Annotated in this window: 16 protein-coding genes; 7 read left to right on the top strand and 9 right to left on the bottom strand. The window is 63.0% G+C overall.

The window, feature by feature from the left end:
• From nuoK to VII69_06060, 4 genes are read left to right on the top strand one after another with little or no spacing between them, the layout of a single operon-like run.
• Positions 1 to 309 carry an NADH-quinone oxidoreductase subunit NuoK gene (gene nuoK / locus VII69_06075; GenBank protein HEY5094658.1) on the top strand — a complete coding sequence of 103 codons (309 nt, stop codon included), beginning with the start codon at positions 1 to 3 and terminating at the stop codon, positions 307 to 309.
• Positions 309 to 2,243: an NADH-quinone oxidoreductase subunit L gene (nuoL, locus tag VII69_06070; GenBank protein HEY5094657.1), complete on the top strand. Its 1,935-nt coding sequence runs from the start codon at positions 309 to 311 to the stop codon at positions 2,241 to 2,243. Before nuoK ends, nuoL begins: the two co-directional genes overlap by 1 nt.
• Positions 2,240 to 3,709 (top strand): NADH-quinone oxidoreductase subunit M, encoded by a 1,470-nt coding sequence (locus VII69_06065; GenBank protein HEY5094656.1) that lies wholly within the window; start codon positions 2,240 to 2,242, stop codon positions 3,707 to 3,709. The genes nuoL and VII69_06065 overlap by 4 nt, the downstream gene beginning before the upstream one ends.
• Positions 3,706 to 5,124: an NADH-quinone oxidoreductase subunit N gene (locus VII69_06060; protein ID HEY5094655.1), complete on the top strand. Its 1,419-nt coding sequence runs from the start codon at positions 3,706 to 3,708 to the stop codon at positions 5,122 to 5,124. The genes VII69_06065 and VII69_06060 overlap by 4 nt, the downstream gene beginning before the upstream one ends.
• Positions 5,125 to 5,203: 79 nt before the next feature.
• On the opposite strand, the gene VII69_06055 is transcribed toward VII69_06060, so the two are convergent.
• The 5 genes from VII69_06055 to VII69_06035 are packed head-to-tail and all read right to left on the bottom strand — an operon-like array spanning position 5,204 to position 10,280.
• A complete protein-coding gene (locus VII69_06055; protein HEY5094654.1) occupies positions 5,204 to 5,515 on the bottom strand; it encodes a hypothetical protein in 312 nt (103 codons plus the stop codon).
• Positions 5,516 to 5,527: 12 nt separating this feature from the next.
• Complete coding sequence (locus tag VII69_06050; GenBank protein ID HEY5094653.1) at positions 5,528 to 5,917, bottom strand: hypothetical protein; 390 nt, start codon at positions 5,915 to 5,917, stop codon at positions 5,528 to 5,530.
• A gap of 39 nt (positions 5,918 to 5,956) precedes the next feature.
• On the bottom strand, positions 5,957 to 7,009 hold the full coding sequence (locus VII69_06045; protein HEY5094652.1) for a lipocalin-like domain-containing protein: 1,053 nt from the start codon (positions 7,007 to 7,009) through the stop codon (positions 5,957 to 5,959).
• On the bottom strand, positions 7,006 to 9,609 hold the full coding sequence (locus tag VII69_06040; protein ID HEY5094651.1) for an FtsX-like permease family protein: 2,604 nt from the start codon (positions 9,607 to 9,609) through the stop codon (positions 7,006 to 7,008). Before VII69_06040 ends, VII69_06045 begins: the two co-directional genes overlap by 4 nt.
• Positions 9,609 to 10,280: an ABC transporter ATP-binding protein gene (locus VII69_06035; protein HEY5094650.1), complete on the bottom strand. Its 672-nt coding sequence runs from the start codon at positions 10,278 to 10,280 to the stop codon at positions 9,609 to 9,611. The genes VII69_06040 and VII69_06035 overlap by 1 nt, the downstream gene beginning before the upstream one ends.
• A gap of 140 nt (positions 10,281 to 10,420) precedes the next feature.
• On the opposite strand from VII69_06035, the gene VII69_06030 reads away from it, so the two are divergent.
• Positions 10,421 to 11,329 carry a hypothetical protein gene (locus tag VII69_06030; GenBank protein HEY5094649.1) on the top strand — a complete coding sequence of 303 codons (909 nt, stop codon included), beginning with the start codon at positions 10,421 to 10,423 and terminating at the stop codon, positions 11,327 to 11,329.
• Between the two features lie 288 nt (positions 11,330 to 11,617).
• Here the strand turns inward: VII69_06030 and VII69_06025 are convergent, their stop codons facing one another.
• Together VII69_06025 and rfbC are read right to left on the bottom strand one after the other, a co-directional pair.
• Complete coding sequence (locus tag VII69_06025) at positions 11,618 to 13,105, bottom strand: amino acid permease (GenBank protein ID HEY5094648.1); 1,488 nt, start codon at positions 13,103 to 13,105, stop codon at positions 11,618 to 11,620.
• 116 nt (positions 13,106 to 13,221) lie between these two features.
• Positions 13,222 to 13,731 (bottom strand): dTDP-4-dehydrorhamnose 3,5-epimerase, encoded by a 510-nt coding sequence (gene rfbC, locus VII69_06020; protein HEY5094647.1) that lies wholly within the window; start codon positions 13,729 to 13,731, stop codon positions 13,222 to 13,224.
• Positions 13,732 to 13,853: 122 nt separating this feature from the next.
• On the opposite strand from rfbC, the gene VII69_06015 reads away from it, so the two are divergent.
• Positions 13,854 to 14,693, top strand: coding sequence for a methyltransferase domain-containing protein (locus VII69_06015; protein ID HEY5094646.1), 840 nt, complete (start codon positions 13,854 to 13,856; stop codon positions 14,691 to 14,693).
• A gap of 33 nt (positions 14,694 to 14,726) precedes the next feature.
• Here the strand turns inward: VII69_06015 and VII69_06010 are convergent, their stop codons facing one another.
• Both VII69_06010 and VII69_06005 read right to left on the bottom strand, forming a co-directional pair.
• Positions 14,727 to 15,350: a hypothetical protein gene (locus VII69_06010; GenBank protein HEY5094645.1), complete on the bottom strand. Its 624-nt coding sequence runs from the start codon at positions 15,348 to 15,350 to the stop codon at positions 14,727 to 14,729.
• Between the two features lie 17 nt (positions 15,351 to 15,367).
• Entirely contained in the window at positions 15,368 to 15,919 is a 552-nt protein-coding gene (locus VII69_06005; protein HEY5094644.1) for a dihydrofolate reductase family protein, read from the bottom strand.
• A gap of 91 nt (positions 15,920 to 16,010) precedes the next feature.
• Here VII69_06005 and VII69_06000 point away from each other — a divergent pair.
• Positions 16,011 to 16,802: M50 family metallopeptidase (locus VII69_06000; GenBank protein ID HEY5094643.1), on the top strand; the 792-nt coding region annotated here is incomplete at its 3' end.

Genomic DNA, 16,802 nt, shown 5'->3' with positions numbered 1-16,802 from the left:
ATGCCGCAGGTCCCGCTCACCGACTACCTCACCCTTGCGGCGGTGCTGTTCGTCATCGGGCTCGTCGGTTTTCTGGTGCGCCGCAATCCGATCACCATGTTGATGTCGGTCGAGCTGATGTGGAATGCCGGAAACCTGGCCTTCGCCGCATTCGCCCGCAATTTCGGCGACATGTCCGGCCAGATCTTCGTCTTCATCGTCATCACGGTCGCGGCGGCTGAAGCGGCGATCGCGCTCGCCATCGTCGTCATGGTGTTCCGGCATCGCGCTGAGGTCGACGTGGATGACATCTCGGTGATGAGAGGCTGATGGATACCCTCACCGCTCTCTCGCTGACGATCCTGTTTCTGCCTCTCCTGGGCGCGGTGCTCATCGCGCTCGTCGGACCCTACATGCCCCGCGCGGCGTCGGCGATCATTGGCAATTCGGTGATGCTCGTCGCGTTCGCCCTCACCAAGATCGTGGCATGGACGCTCGGTAATCAGCCGGCGAATGCGCAGGCTCTTCACACCACGCTTGGGACCTGGGCGCACATCGGCCCGCTTTCGATTCCGTTTGGATTGCTCGTCGATCCCCTCGCGCTCACGTGGATGCTCGTCATCACCGGCGTCGGATTCCTCATCCACCTCTATTCGGCCGGCTACATGGCTCACGACCGCGACTACCGCACGTTTTTCGCCTACATGAACCTCTTCGTCTTCACGATGCTGCTGCTCGTGATGTCCGACAACTTTTTGTGGCTGCTCGTCGGCTGGGGCGGCGTCGGACTCGCGTCGTACTTGCTGATCGGATTTTATTACGACCGCCCGGTCGCGGTGCTCGCAGCGCGCAAAGCGCTAATCATGAACGTCATCGGCGACGTCGGCATCATGATCGCGATGTTCTTGATGTTCGCGCACGCGGGCAGCGTTTCGTTTGACGGTGTGTTCTCGCGGGTTGCAGTCATCGGCGCGCCGGCGTTGACGTGGATCGGCATCTGGCTTCTCGTGGGCGCGGTAGCCAAGTCCGCGCAATTGCCGTTGCACACGTGGCTGCCCGACGCGATGGAAGGCCCGACTCCGGTGAGCGCCCTCATTCACGCGGCCACCATGGTGACGGCGGGCGTCTACCTCGTGGCGCGCTGTTATCCCATCTACGATCACGCTCCGGCCGCGGCGGAAACCGTCGCCATCGTCGGCGCGGTATCGGCGCTGTTCGCCGCCACCATCGGGTGCGTGCAGTACGACATCAAACGCGTGCTCGCGTATTCCACGATGAGCCAGATCGGCTATATGATCTTCGCCGTCGGGGCCGGCGCGTACGCGGCAGGCACATTTCATTTCCTCACGCACGCGTTCTTCAAGGCGCTTCTCTTCTTGGCAGCCGGCATCGTCATCCACAACTTGGGCGGCGAACAAGACATCCGCAAGATGGGCGGCTTGGCGAAGAAGATGCCGCTCGCGTTCTGGACGTTCGCCATCGGGACCGTGGCCATTTCCGGCGTTCCGCCGTTCGCCGGCTTCTTCTCGAAGGATTCCATCATCGACGCGGGGTTAGCGCTGCACCAACCCGTCCTGACTGGGCTTCTCATCGTGGCCGCGCTGCTCACCGCCTTCTACATGTTCCGGCTGCTGTTCCTCACTTTCGCCGGCACGTATCGCGGCGAGCACGAACCGCACGCCGACCAAGTGTTCACCATGAACGTGCCGGTTATGGTGCTGGCCGCTATGGCAGCCATCGGCGGTTTTTTCGCATCGCCGCTTGCTGCGTTCCTCGGCGGATCGTTCGGCAAGCTGTCGCTCTACGGTCTTGCCGGCACCGGCCGCGCGCCGAGCATCGCCGAATTGAACTGGCCCCTCGCCGCCGGCATGTTCTTGCTTGCGGTCGCCGGCATCGCGTCCGCGTACGCGCTCTATGTCGTCCGGCCGAGTCTGCGCGATGATTTCAAGCGCGTGTTGGCCGGCCCACGAGAGCTGTTGCTCAACGCCTACTATTTGGACGCCGTCTATCACGTGGTTGTTGAAGTGCCTGCGTATGCGCTCGCTGCTTTTTGCGCCAAGTTCTTCGAGCCTGCTGTCATCAGCGGCATTCCTCGCGCGTTGACCGGTGCGACGACCTCGCTGGGCGATGCCGCCCGCTGGTGGGAATCGGGCCAGCTGCGCCGCTACGGCCTGACGATAGCGATCGGCGTCGTGCTACTGCTCGCGTACTACGCTTTTGTCATACACGCAGGCCAGTCGTCTGAGGCGGCGATCGCGCGATGATGATCGACTACGTCGTCTTCCTGCCGCTCGTCACCGCCGTGGCGTTGCTCATCGTTCCGCGCGGCGCCACTAGCGCGCTCAAAGGTGTGGCGCTGCTCGGCGCCGTCGCCACGTTTGTCCTGAGCCTCGGGCTCCTGGCCGTCGGCCGGGGCCAGGTCCTCGAGCAATCGCTGCCCTGGATCTCCGGCGCGTGGACGGCGGCATACCACGTCCGCGTCGATGGCCTTAGCCTATTCTTCGTCCTGTTGACCACGCTCGTGTCGGTTGCAGCCGTCTGGGCCGCGTTCAGCTACGCCGATGCCCGGCGGCTGCGCGGATTCTTGTGCTTGCTTTTAATCTTTGAGACCACGCTGCTCGGACTTTTCACCGCCGGCGACCTGCTGCTGTTCTACGTCTACTGGGATCTCATGCTGATTCCGGTGTTCTTGCTGCTCGTCGGCTACGCCGGTTCGGCCGACGCGCGAAGGGCGGCCTGGAGTTATCTCATCTACAACGGCGCCGGCGGACTGGTGTTGCTGCTCGGATTGGTCGGCGTGGTCATCCACACGGGCACGTTCGAGGTGTTGGGGCACAGCTACGCCTTCGGTCCGGTAGAAGGCTGGCTGTTCGTCGCGTTCGCATTGGCGTTCCTCATCAAGACGCCGGCCTTTCCGTTCCACGCGTGGATGCCGCCTACGTATACGAATTCACCGCCGCCGCTCGTCGCGATGGTCGCAGGCATACAGAGCAAGGCTGGTCTGTACGGATTCCTCGTCTTCGCGCTGCCGTTGTTCCCCAACGCCGCGCACGTGTGGGCGCCGGTGCTGCTCGTCTTGGCCGTCATCAGCATCGTCTACGGAGCGTTCACTTCGCTCGGCCAGCGCGACATGAAGACTCTCGTAGCCTACTCGTCGCTCTCTCACCTCGGCTTTGTGCTGCTCGCGCTCTTCGCGTTCGACGTGACGTCGGTCGGCGCGAGTCTCGTGATGATCGTCAGTCACGGATTGATTTCGGCGGCGGTCTTCCTCGTCGCCGGCTTCGTCGAAGAACGCTCGGGGACGCGCGACCTCGACGCGTTCGGCGGCCTCGCCGCGCACGCGCCGCGATTGCAAGCGGTGATGCTGATAGCGGCGATGGCACTGTTGGGGCTTCCCGGCTTGTCGGGCTTTGCCGGCGAGTTCCTCATCCTTATCGGTTCCTGGCAGACGCAACCGGTCGTCACGGCCGTTTCGCTGATCGCCATCGTCTTGGCGAGCGCCTATACCTTGCGGCTGTTCCAGGCCGCGATGCATGGACCGGAGCGCTTGCCGGACGCCCGCAGTTATGGCGACCTCCGCCCGCGCGAGTTGTTGCTCGTGGCGCCGCTGCTCGCCGCCATCGTCTTCTTAGGCGTCTGGCCGGGCTGGCTCACGGATCGAGCCCCTAACGCAGTGACGGAATCTCCGCCCGCCGCCGCCGCCGATTCTTCGCAGGGGCACCGCGCATGATCCAGACGGCCGCCATCGACTGGGCAGTGATCGCGCCGTTGACGGTGCTGGTGGCAACTGGGTTGCTCGTGCTTATCGTGGATCTTGCGAGCAATGCGGCTCCGCGCCCGCTTCTATACGGCATCGGCGCGCTTGGATCGCTGGCCTCGTTCCTGGTTTCGTTGCCGCTCGCCGGTCAGACCGTCTCCACGTTTGGCGGCGCGTATTCATCGGACGGCTTTTCCTGGCCATTCGACGCGCTGCTGCTCCTCACGCTGGCCGTGACGTTCTTGCTCTCATCGCTTTCGAAAGCCGAAGACGGCGGCAACCCCGGCGCGTACGCGACGCTGTTGATCTTCTGCACGGTCGGCGGCGCGATCATGGCCGGAGCGACCAATCTCATCGGCATTTTCATCGGCATCGAAGCATTGTCGCTCGCGCTCTACGCGCTCGCGGGCACTGGATTCCCGCGCCGATCCTCGGCCGAGGCGGCGCTCAAGTACGTCCTGTTGGGGTCGTTCGCGTCCGGATTCCTCATTTTCGGCATGGCGCTGCTGTATGGCGCCGGCGGCAGCATATCGCTCGTGAACATCTCACAAGCGGCAGCCGGCAGCGATCCGCTTTTCATCGCCGGTTTCGCGCTGTTCCTCGTCGGCATTGCGTTCAAGCTCGCCCTGGCGCCGTTCCACCTTTGGACGCCCGACGTCTACGAAGGCTCGCCGCTTGCGGTGACCGCGTACATGGCCGTCGCAGTCAAGGCGGCCGCATTCGCCGTGCTCGCGCGTTTCGCGTACGTCGTCTTCGTCCACGATTCGAGCGCGCTCGTGCCGCTGTGGGCCCTCGCGGTGTTGTCGATGATCGTCGGCAATCTCGGCGCGATCCGGCAGACCAACCTCAAAAGGCTTTTGGCATTCTCCGGAATCGCGCAGGCGGGGTATCTGGTCCTCGCACTCGCCGGAGTCGGCCGCAACGGCGTGGCGACGCTGGTCTTCTATCTGGCGGCATATGCCTTCATGAATCTTGGCGCGTTTGCCGTCGTCGCGCTGATCGGCGATGGCGACGAACACCACGCCGACCTCGCAGCCTATCAGGGCCTCTTCTTCCGCCGGCCGATCCCAGCGGCGTTGATGATGTTGTTCTTCCTATCTCTAGCGGGGATTCCGGCGACGGCCGGATTCATCGGCAAAGTGTTGTTGCTGGGTCAGGCCGTGGGGACCGGGCCTTGGGGCGTAGCCATGGCAGCCGCGTTGATCGCGGGCACGATCGTTTCGTTCTACGTCTACTTCAAGGTCATCTGGCAGATGTTCGCGCCGGTCGACAGCGATCTCGTCGAGTCGAAGGGCAACGCGCTGCAATCGTGGATCGCGGTGGGAGTCGGTGCAGCCGGAGTGCTGCTGCTCGGCATCGTGCCGCAAATTCTCCTCGGCCGCCTTTAGTTTCATTCCGTAGGGGCAGTCGTACTAGGGCGAGCATCGCTCGCCCAAAAAAAAATTAGGGCAAGCGATGCTTGCCCTCCTACATAGTCTTCGAGTTGTACCAAACGACGACGGGTGGAATGATGATTGTCGCGGCGATGAACGCCACGATATTCGTGCCGGCCGCGCCTGAGAGTATCTCGACGACCATCGCGGCAAACATCGCGACCCCGACGACGCTGAAGATGATGCCCGCTTGCCGCAGCGAGGGCGGCGTCACCGGTGGCTTATCGCGCCCCGAAAAATACATCGCCCGGTCCCGGTTGCCCGCGTAGATCATCTGCGCGCCGGTGGTCAGCCCGACCACAACCAGCGCGTACGTGAAGAGCAGGATGTCGGCGTTTGGGGTCATCGCCTCATTCTCTTAGTGCAGCTCGACCGATGAAACGTTGAAGGCCGGCAATCCACAATCGCGCGGCTGCGCCTTCGCGACGGTGCCGTGGACGACGACGGTAGCGCCCGAATGCAAACCATCCAGCATGCCGGACGCGCCGCGCAGCGCGAACTTTCCACCCCACGGCACACCCTGGTGCGTGCCGATGATGACGTAGGGGCAGATGCTGCCGCGCATCGCGATGCCGATCCGTCCTGCAAGCCACGACAGGTCGGGCGCATAGCCATACTCCGGATAGTCGCCGGTCGCGAACGGGATCGGGGTCGGCGTGGAGGTCGGTGTGGAGACGGCTCGCGGGCCGCATCCGACCGCAGCGAACAACGCGAGCAGAATCGCCGCGCGTGAAACCGTCATCGTCACGTGTGCGCGTTTCGCGTTGGGACACCATGCATCATTGTACTATTTAGGAGCATAGCCCGTGAGCTCCGTATAACCTTGTCCGGCGACGTGTTTTCCCCCAAAGCTGCCGGTCACCGAGCAGGCGCCCTCCCAATAGTGACCGCCGGTCGAATGGCTGGCGTCGAATTCTTGATCTGCGAGCAGCGGCGAGATGGTGAGTTCGGCGCGGTACGCAGGGAGTCGCACGAGCCAGCCTGCGGGGTAGCGCGCCCGGCTGTGCGGGCTCGTCCATGCGCCAAGCGGCGCCACGGAAAACTTCGCGAGCGGGAGATAGACCGCACGACCCTGGCCATCCACCAACGTGCCGCTGCTCTGGGGAATCGCGCTGCCGTCGGCGCGCCGAAGCAGATATAACATCAGCTCGCGGCCGTCGTCGAGCTGTACCGAGAACCAATCCCAGCCGACCACACCGGGCTCGAGAGCGGCGGATCCCCATTCGTGATCGTTCCACGCGCCGCCGGTCACGGCGACGTTCCCCGAAGGCAACGAAAGCATGCCGCGCGCCGTGAGATCGGTGAACGAGTAGTAGTGCGACGCACAGCCGCGGCATGAGCCCTTCCGGCTCACCCCATCGCGTCCGTTGAGCACGACCGGCTTGCGTGGCGAGAGCGTGAGGTCAAGCGCGAAATCGTCGGCCCGAGCTTGGAGCACGTGCTTGCCGGCCGCCGTTCGCCGAGCCGACCACTTGCCCAGCCAGACGCGTTCGTCGCCTGTTGTCGCGCCGGCCGCGTGCAGTGCCGCGCGCCCAGTCCGGTCAACGTGATAGTAGGCGCCGCTCGCCGCGTCGGCCGCCGCGAAATGCGCGAAGTACAGATCGTCGATATCCCATGGTGAACCGCCCGCCAAGTGCGGTTGGATGCCCACCCGGAAAAATGTCAGCTCGAAGCCGTACCGATGCCCGCGCGCGTCTCGAAGATTGCCGGTGTAGTACCACCATTCGTCGCGCGACGACTCATGCGCTCCGAAGTCGGCCGGAAAGTGAAACGTATACCCGGGCAACGCCGGCTGCCACGTGACGGCGGCGGCGGCGGCGGCGGCAAGCACGATATTCATTCTGCGCGAATCGCCTCGCCCGGCGGCACGCTCGCCGCGTGTACCGCCGGCAAGAATCCGGCGGCAGCGGAGGTCGCGACGACCGCCAACGCGAGCCGGAAATCGCTCAACGGCGACAGACCGAAATCGATGGTCCACCCGAAGGCCTGCTTGTTGACGACGAAGACCAGAATCCACGCGACCGCATAGCCCGCCGCGATGCCGAGCAGCGATCCGAGGACCCCGAGCCACGCGGCCTCGCCGATCACCATCGTGATCACGTCGCGCCGCAAAAGGCCGATGCAGCGCAAGACGCCGATCTCTTGACGCCGTTCGATCACTTGCGCCGACAGCGTGGCCACAATCCCCAAGAGAGCGACGGTCAAGACGATGCCGTCGAGCGCGTACGTGACTGCGAAGGTCCGGTCGAATTGCGCGAGCGCGCTCGCGCGAAGCTCGGCGCTGGATTCGACGACCACGCGCTGGCCGGCAAGCGACCGCTCGACCGACGCGCGCAGCACCGCCGGGTCGGTGCCCTTTGCGGCGAACACCGCCATCCCGTCGATGCCTGGCTCTCCGATCAGTTCGCGGTATTCCCCGGCATCCATGAACGCGTAGCCGATCTCGCTCGAATAGTCGCGAAAGACGTTCGCCACCGTGAAGGCGATGGGGCCGTGCGCGCCAGGAAGCAAAATCACGTCGCCGGACCTGACGTCGAATTTCGACGCGAACGGTTCGGAGACGATCACGCGCCGCGCGCCGACCAAGCTGTGAAGAGTCTGGGCCGTATTCGAGGGACCCAACATCGACCACGACTCAAAGCGCGCGGCTTGGTCGGCGTCGATGGCGCCGACGTACGCAAGGCGGCCGCCGATGTCAGCCAAGCGCGCGCGAACGGTTGACACTGCCGTGACTCCCGCAACGTGCGCCACGCGCGACGCGAGTACGCTCGGCATCGGCGCGTCGTCGGCGTTCACGGCGCCTGCAGGACGAACGTAGAGATCACCGCGCGCGGTTTGGCCGATCCATTGGACCACGCTCGTTCGAAACGACGCGATCATCGTCGTGACGCTGACCGTCATGGCCACGCCGATGGCAAGCGACGCCACCGCGATGCCGTTGCGCCGGACGCGCCCCTGCAGATTTGCGGCCGCAAGCCGAAGAGCGGCGTTCGTCCACGACGCCGATATCGAACCTGCGATCCGAGAGGATGACTCGACGAGCGGTGCGCCGAGCAGCGAACCACCGAAAACCACAAGCAGGGCCGCGCCGTAGCCGAACAGGGGCTCGCCGCCCACCGCAGGCAGACGGACAAACGCCGCCGCGACGGCAAACGCGAATAGTGCGATCACCAATCGAGGACCGGCGTTCGGCGGCGTGCCCGATTCCCACGAGCCGACGCGGACGGCCGTCGACGGCGATACGCGCGACGCCTCACGCGCGGGCGAGATCGCCGCGGTCAGCGCGAGCAAGACGCCGAATGCCAACGCTTCGAAGTAGATCGCGGGCGGCGTACTGATGATCGTGTCGGACGTGCCGACGTACAGTGCGTCCACGGTACGGCCCACGACGTGCAGCGCTGTACCGGCCAACAACCTGCCAATGCATAAGCCGACGATGCTGCCCGCGAGGCCGACGGCCAAGCCCTCACAAGCGAACACGAAGAAGATCAGCGAACGCGACGCGCCGAGCGCGCGCGCGACGCCGATCTCGGCTCGCCGTTGCACGACCGACATCGCCACGGCGTTGTAGACCAAGAAGGCGCCGACCAAGAGAGAGATCGCCGCGAGCGCGAGCAGGTTGAACGAAAAAGACGCGGTCAATTTGCGCAAAGCGGCAGACCGTTCGTCGGGTGTCGTCACCCGCAGTCCAGGCGGAACTTTCGCGCGCAGATCGGCGGCCAATGCTGTCGGATTCTTGCCGGGCGCCGGCACGACATCGATGCGGTCTAGCCCGTGCCGGCCAAAGGTTTCTTGCGCCGTGCTGATGTCGGCGAAGATCACCTCGCGCCAGCCGGCGGGCAGCATCGAATCCTCCGCGATCCCGCCCACGACGAGCGGCACCGGCCGGCTGCCGGCCACGGCTTCGAACCGCGCGCCAAGCGTTAGACCCAAGCGCGACGCCAAGGCAGAACCCAAGACGACGCGGCCGCGCCGGAAGATGCCTGCCGAGATTTTCGCGCTCCCGTTTCGATCTATCGGCGGCGCCGATCCTGACTCTGCCAGCCCCGCGGCGGCCACGAGATCGATGCCGACCAAGTCGAAGCCGGCTTGCGTCGAACACTTCGACCGAGCCGCCGATTTGCAAGCAGAAGGTTCCGATACCGCGATCGAGCCCATCACGATCGGCGACACCGACGCCACGCCTGGGACGACGCGGACGCTCGCGAGGACGTCGTCGGGAATGCGGCCGGCGTCCGGCACGATCTGCAAAGCGGTTCCGCCGGCGACAGTGTTCGCCGACCCGGTGAACGATTCGGTCGCGCTCGCGTCGGCTATCCGGACGGCAACGGTCAACCCGACGCCGATCGCGACGCTCGCAATAGTCAGCGCCGCGCGGCCAGCGTGCAACGCGGCGTAGCGAAACACGAGTCCCGAGAACAGTGCGGCGAATCCGCGCATCAAGCCTCGAACGCGCCGTCGCGCATGAGCAATCGGCGATCCGCTCTTGCGGCCGCCTCGACGCTATGCGTCGCCATCAGCACGGCTGCGCCGCGCGTCGCGCACGCGCGCAGCAGCGCGAGAATTTCGACGCCGGTCGTCGAGTCGAGGTTGCCCGTCGGCTCGTCTGCCAGGACGAGCGCTGGGGCGTGGACGACGGCGCGCGCGATCGCAGCGCGCTGCTGTTGTCCGCCGGACAGATAGGCCGGCAGCTTCGCCGCTTGATCCACGATGGACGTTCGTTCGAGCGCGTCATCGACGGCGGCGTTCGCCTTTGCCCTCGCTGCGCCGGCAAGCAGCAGCGGCAGCTCGACGTTTTCGCGCACGGTCATCGTCGGAATCAAATTGAAGAATTGAAAGACGTAGCCGATGCGCTCGCGGCGGACGCGCGTCAGATCGTCGTCTCCCAGCCCACTCACATCGCGACCTTCGATGATGATAGAGCCGGAAGACGGCGAGTCGACACAGGCGAGCAGATTGAGCAACGTGCTCTTACCACATCCGCTTTGCCCCGTGAGCGCCACAAATTCGCCGGCGTGCAGCGAGAACGTCGCGTTGCGCACAGCGCGAACTTCCGTCGCCTTAGTTCGGTACGTCTTCGCAACAGCGCGCACGTCAACGACGAGCTCCACCGCATCTCCGTTCGTGTCCCGCCACGGGCACTGCCGCATAGGGAAAGTTGAGGTTTTTAGGTAACGAGTCGTAGTAGCAGGCGGCTTTGCCGCCCCTCGTGTTTTGTGCGCCGACGCGGCCGCGCCTTCCGAAGAAATCGATGATCAACAAGCCAATCGCATTCGCCCTTGCGCCGGTCTTGGTGTGCATGTCGACCCTGATGACCGGGTCGCCCGTTGCCGCCAATCTGGACGTCGCGCCCTTTACCGGCTCTGCTGCGACCGTGGCCCCTTCGACCTCCGATCCCACGGCCGCCGTATCGGCTCATCGAGTCGGTCAGATCTTCAACTACAGCTTGCACGGTGAAGTCGGCCAGAGCATCTCGGGACGTGACGCGACGGGCCGCACCGTCGATCAGCGGGCGATAACCACCACCCTCACCGGCCGCGAGCGGATCGCCGTACGGCAGACGTCGCCCCGCGGCATTACCCTACACCGCTCGGGCGCCATCACGGCCAGCGTCGCCGGCCGTCCCGTCAGCAAACCCGGCACGGGGTGGACCCTGGTCAACGGCGACGGCACCGTCGTACGGGATCACGGCACCTTGGGTGGCTTGTTCCTATTGCCGCTGGGATTTCTCGGCGAGCGCGCGGTGAATCGCGGCGCGGCGCTATCGGTGGGCTCGTCGTGGTCCGGCAAGCTCGGCACCAAACTATACGGTATGACCGCTCGGCCGCAGATGAAATATTCGGTCACCGGAACGCGCTACATCCTCGGCACGAGCGTTTTTTCAATCGTCGCCACAGGCAGCGTGCCGATGAAAGAACCCGTCGTCACGAATATGGGCGAGACGCTCGGGTATGCGACGGGCAAAGCGTATATCACGCTGCACTTCGACTACGATCGCGCGAACGCGCGCGTAGTTGCGATGGATCTTCGCGTCCAGGATGACCTTCGCCTAAGCGGAACTGCGAAAGCAGCGCAGGGCAACGTGAGCGACGTGCAGCGGTATCTGGTCGCGCTTGATGCCGGATCGATCTCGGCATCGGCAATCTCCCGCTCGCTCTAACCTAGAGAACTTTTGTAGGGGCCGACCTTTATGGTCGGCTCCGCTTGCCCCGTTTTATTTTCGCTCGTACTAGGGCAAGCATCGCTTGCCCCGTTTTATTTTCGCTCGTACTAGGGCAAGCATCGCTTGCCCCGTCCATTTTAGCCGTACTAGGGCAAGCATCGCTTGCCCCGTCTTTACTCTACGCTCGTACTAGGGCAAGCATCGCTTGCCCCGTCCATTTTAGCCGTACTAGGGCAAGCATCGCTTGCCCAAATGGGTGAGCGATGCTCACCCTAGTACGGGTTGCTACCCCGGCGGAGTGGCTTTCTGCGCCGCAAGGGCCGACTTCCGGGCCTCGCTGTGGCTATACCCGTACAAGAAGTAGATGAGCAATCCGGCGACCATCCACGCCCCGAAGCGGATCCAGATGAAGAGATCGGTTCCCCAAACCATGAGGGCCAGGGACAGCAGCGCTCCGACTATTGGGATGAACGGCACCCACGGCGTTTTGAATCCGCGCGGCCGCCCGGGCTGCGTGTAGCGCAGCACGAGTACGCCGAGACACACGAGAAGAAACGCGCTGAGCGTGCCCGTATTGACGAAGCTGAGCAGGGTATCGAGCGAGAACAGCCCGGCCATGATGCCGACGATGATTCCCATGACCATGGTCATCCGCGCGGGGGTGCGGAACTTGGGATGGATCGTCGCAACTCCTTTGGGGAGAAGTCCATCACGCGCCATCACCATGAAGATGCGGCTCTGCCCGTAGATCGCGGTCAAAACGACGGACGAGGTGCCGAGCACTGCGCCAAGGATGGCGACCCACGCGAACTGCCCCATGCCCGCCGCGGTAAGCGCCGACGGCAACGGGGTGTTAGCATTGATGGCAGAGGCCGGCTGCAGCCCGATCAACGCAATGGCCACTGCCGTGTAGAAAATTGTCCCCAGGATCAGCGACCCGAGCACGCCGACCGGAACATCGCGCTGCGGATTCTTCGCTTCTTCCGCGGCGACGGTCACCGAATCGAACCCGATGAACGCAAAGAAGGCGTAAAAGGCGCCGGGGATGATGCCGACCACCGGAAACGCAGCCGATGGTCCCGGCGTGTACCAGCCGTGCGGCACGAACGGCGTGAAGTTGGCTCCAACGAAATGCGGCAGGGCGACGATGACAAAAAAGGCGAGCACGCCCATTTTCACGATGACGATGATCGAGTTGGTTCCGGCCGACTCTTTGACGCCGAGCGTCAACAGCACCGAGAAACCCACGACGCACAGAAACGCGATCACGTCGAAATAGGTGCCGTGGGCTGGGTCGTACAGACCGCTCGCCCAATGCGGCATGTGAAGCCCCATCGAATTGAGCGCGATCTGGATATTGGCGGAAAAAGTGGTCGCGACCGGCGCGGCAGACATGCCGTACTCCAGGACGAGGTTCCATCCGATAAGCCAAGCCAGGAATTCGCCGAGCGTCGCATAGGTGTAGGTGTAAGCACTTCCGGCGACCGGCACCATCGAAGAAAACTCGGCGTAGCACAGGCCGGCGCAGGCCGATGCGACGGCGCAGATCGCAAAGGAAACAAGAATCGCGGGTCCGGCGTAGTTGTGGATGCCGGTGCCGACGGTCGCGAAGATGCCGGCGCCGACCATGTTGCCGAGGCCCAGGGCGATCAGCATCCACGGACCCAAGGCGCGCTTGAGGACCGGCCCTCTTGCCTCGTGTTCCTCGACGTTCAGCGCTTCGATGGAACGTGTGATGAAGAGCCCGGTCGTCGTCTTGGGGACGGTGGCCATGCGGCGCGATCTCTCCTACTCTAAATAAGAAGCGAGCGGTCGATCCTTTTAGGACCAACCGTCGGCCGTTTGCTGCCGGGCCGTTTCTGCGGTGGCTAGCAAGCTGCCTTCAGCGGCTAGGCGTCCGCGTCTTTGCGAGACATCCTCGGCTCTCCGGTGAGCGGCCAGTCGATGCCGACCGATGGATCGCGCCAGCTCAGTATGCGCTCGGTGGCAGGGTCGTGATGAGCGCTCATCTTGTAGTGAAGAACCACGCCGTCGCTCAGTGCCAGGAATCCGTGCGCGAAACCATCGGGCACGTACAGCTGCAAGTGGTTGTCGGCGGAAAGATTGAAGCCTTGCCATTTCTTGTATGTGGGCGATCCTTCTCGGATGTCGACGATCACGTCGTAGATGCTGCCGGCCAACGCGTTGACCAACTTCGCCATACCGGGTTGATGGTGCATGCCCCGCACGACGTTTTTGGCTGACAACGAAACGCCGTCTTGAAGCCATTCATCGGTCACGCCGATGGCGGCGTATTTCTTCTTGGAATACGTCTCTTTGAAAAACCCGCGATCGTCTTCGTACACGTCCGGCACGATGATCTTGGCTTCAGGGAAATTGGTCGGTCTAACCGTGAGCATGGGGCGAACAATGCGTTACCCCGCACACTCGCTCCTGTAGTAGGGCAAGCATCGCTTGCCCATTGCAGAGCAGCCACGTATCGGTAGGGCAACCATTCCTCGCCGGTGTATCCGTGTGCGCGATGTCCACAGATGACGTGCCCGAATACCCGCTCGGCAACACACCGGCCGAAGACGAGCGACTCGCATGGCAGGCCGAACGCTTCGATCCGGTCACCGAACAGTTTTTCCGCGTGGCCGGCCTGGACAACGGCCAGCGCGTTTTAGAACTTGGCTCCGGCGCCGGGCACGTCGCCATGCTTGTCTCCCGAATCGTCGGACCCACCGGCGACGTGGTCGGCATCGAACGCGATGGCGGGTCGATCGCACGCGCAAGAGCGCGCGTTGCCGAGGCAGGCTTGCGCAATGTGAGCTTCACACAATCGGATGTGAATGAGATTCCGCGCACCGATCCGTTCGACGCTGCGGTGGGCCGCTTTATCCTGATGTTTCTCCAAGATCCAGTTCCGGTGGTGCGATCGCTTTGTCGTTTGGTGCGACCGGGCGGGGTCGTCGCCTTCCAAGAAGTCTCCTGGGCCGCGTTTCTTAAGCGGTGCTCGCAGTTACCGTTGTGTTTCGCGAGCGTGTCTCTGATCCACGAAACGTTTCTACGAACGGGCGCAAACACGGAAATGGGGCCTGCGCTTCCGTCTGTCTTCCAAAAGGCCGGGTTGCCCGCGCCCGCAATGACCTCGACCATGCTCCTTGGCAATGCGAAAGACTTGGCGAAATGGCTAGTCGATCTTCTCCAAATAATGCGACCGCAATTCGAGTACGCCGGACTATCGCAATCGAAACTCGGCGACCTCGATACACTTCCAGACAGACTGCTGCATGAGCTCGCGTCGTCGCCTGGCGTTATCGGCGGACCGGACCTCGTTGGCGGATGGTCCAGGATTCCGGCGGGGCTCTCTACGAGCTAGTCGCCCACGTTATTCGGCCGGCAGCAAAAACAACTATTGTCGGGCAACTTCCTCGGCGCTCGGATGGATTGCGGGCCGGTAGCCCGCGGCAAAGACAGCAACCGTGGACCTCGGAGTCAGCACGTCGACCTCTCGATTTCCCGATCGTTTGCGCCGTTCTGTATACCAGAGCGGCGACCACGCGAAGAGTGCATCGCCCCACAGAAGCCACGCGCGGTCGACATCGGCGATGTACGCGCCGTCGGGAAGATCGGCGAGCTGCGCCTTATACGTTCGTTTGGTGCGCGGGCCGGCAAGCCGATCCTGGTGAAGTTGCCGGTCGACGATGTCGGCGCCGACAGGTTCGCCGAAGCACGTCGCCCACAGTTCACAATACCGGCGATAGTCCGGTCGACGGCATTCGGCACAAGGCCGGTGACCGGCGGCGAAAGCCGTCGCCTCGTCGAGGAAAAAGAGTTCGGTCCACGAGTGCGGTCGCATGACGACGCGCCGTATCCCGCGGTATTCTGTCAGGCACGTTATCCACCGTCGGACCTGCGAGTACCGGACGATGCGTCTGTTATCGTCGTGCAGGATGCCGCGGTTGCCCATCATGAGGCCGCGGCCACCGCTCGCGACGATCTCGCCGCGCGGAGTAACGCGATTTTGCAGCGACATGGAAGTTCTATCGCTTCTCAGCGCGGCGTGGGCGCGTATGCCAAGACCACGTTCCCGGACGCGAACCTCTTCGTCCACAAAAGATTGAGCTCGTGGCGCTTTTTGATGTCACCAAAGACGGGATTCCCTGCGCCGAGCAGCACCGGTGTCATGATGAATCGCACCTCATCCATGAAGCCCTGGTCGAGAAACGCTGCCGCAAGTTCGCTTCCGCCCACCCAGAGCAGGCCATCGCCGGGAATCTTCTTCAAATGTGCGACTTCGTCGGCGATCGAGCCGGAAGCAAGCCGAGAATTATTCCAGTCAACGGTCTTCAACGACCTCGAAAAGACGAGCTTGGGCCTTCCGTTCAGCTCTTTCGCAACGGGATCGTCGTCCGTCACCGTGGGCCAGTATCCAGCCATAAGTTCGTACGTGGTGCGGCCCATGATCAACACATCTGAGGATCGGAGCGTCTCCACAGCGTAGGTGTTGAAATCGTCGTCCACGATGTGCCAATCGAGATTGTGGTCAGGTCCCTCGAAGTATCCGTCGAGCGAGATCGACATCTGAAAGATAATTTTCTTCATGCATCCTCCATATCGCAACGGCCGGCTGTATCGACGTTGCGCCGGCCCATCTGAGAGGCGTGGCACAGGGTTGAGATGTAAAGTAGCCGGGATGTCACGTTCCGCCACAAGCAAAGACGCGCTTATTTTAGGCTTGACCTCAGCCCTCGCATTCGCCACAGCCATGCTCTCGACCACCTTCATTCATGAAGCTTGTCACGCGCTAGCGGCTCTCGCACTTGGGCTTTCACCGCAAATCGTTGTGTTCAATGAATACAACGCGGTCACGATGTCGTGGCAGGAAGTGTTTGTCGCAGCGGCTGGTCCGCTGGGCAGTCTCGTGACTGGTCTACTATTCTTGTGGGCATATTCACGAGACCATCGACGATTTAGTTATCCGAATCTCTTACTCTTATGGTCTTTCGTTCTCAGCCTCACGACGTTCATCGAGTACCTCATCATAACGCCATTTTGGACAAGGGGTGACACGGGTGTCATCGCCCGCTTGGTTCACGTTCCTTTAGGGGCGCAATACATCGTTATGGTAGTGGGACTTGGCCTCTTAGTTGCGTTTGGGCCGATCGTGGGCGAAGCGGTGCTCGATACCGCTCCAGCGGCGACATCCCTCGAATCACCAGAAGAGCGCAAGATCTTCATGCGACAAATCTTTCTCTTTCCGTTGTTGTACGGGCTACCGTTGGTCATGGTAGCGTGCGTCGGTGCAAACCCGGTTTCCATTACCAACGCATTGTTATCGGTACTAGGCGGTCTCCCTATTTACGCACTGGCCTTTCGCCAAACATACAAAGTGTACACCCGCCCGCCGGGTTCGCTGATCGGAGAAACCCCGAGAATACAACCGTTGGCAGTCGTGCTCTATCTTGCGCTCACAATTTTCTACCTC

Source organism: Candidatus Eremiobacteraceae bacterium, from assembly GCA_036511855.1.
Taxonomy (GTDB): domain Bacteria; phylum Vulcanimicrobiota; class Vulcanimicrobiia; order Eremiobacterales; family Eremiobacteraceae; genus JABCYQ01.
The sequence above is the reverse complement of the archived record's forward strand: the minus strand, read 5'-3'. Positions and strand labels throughout refer to the sequence as shown.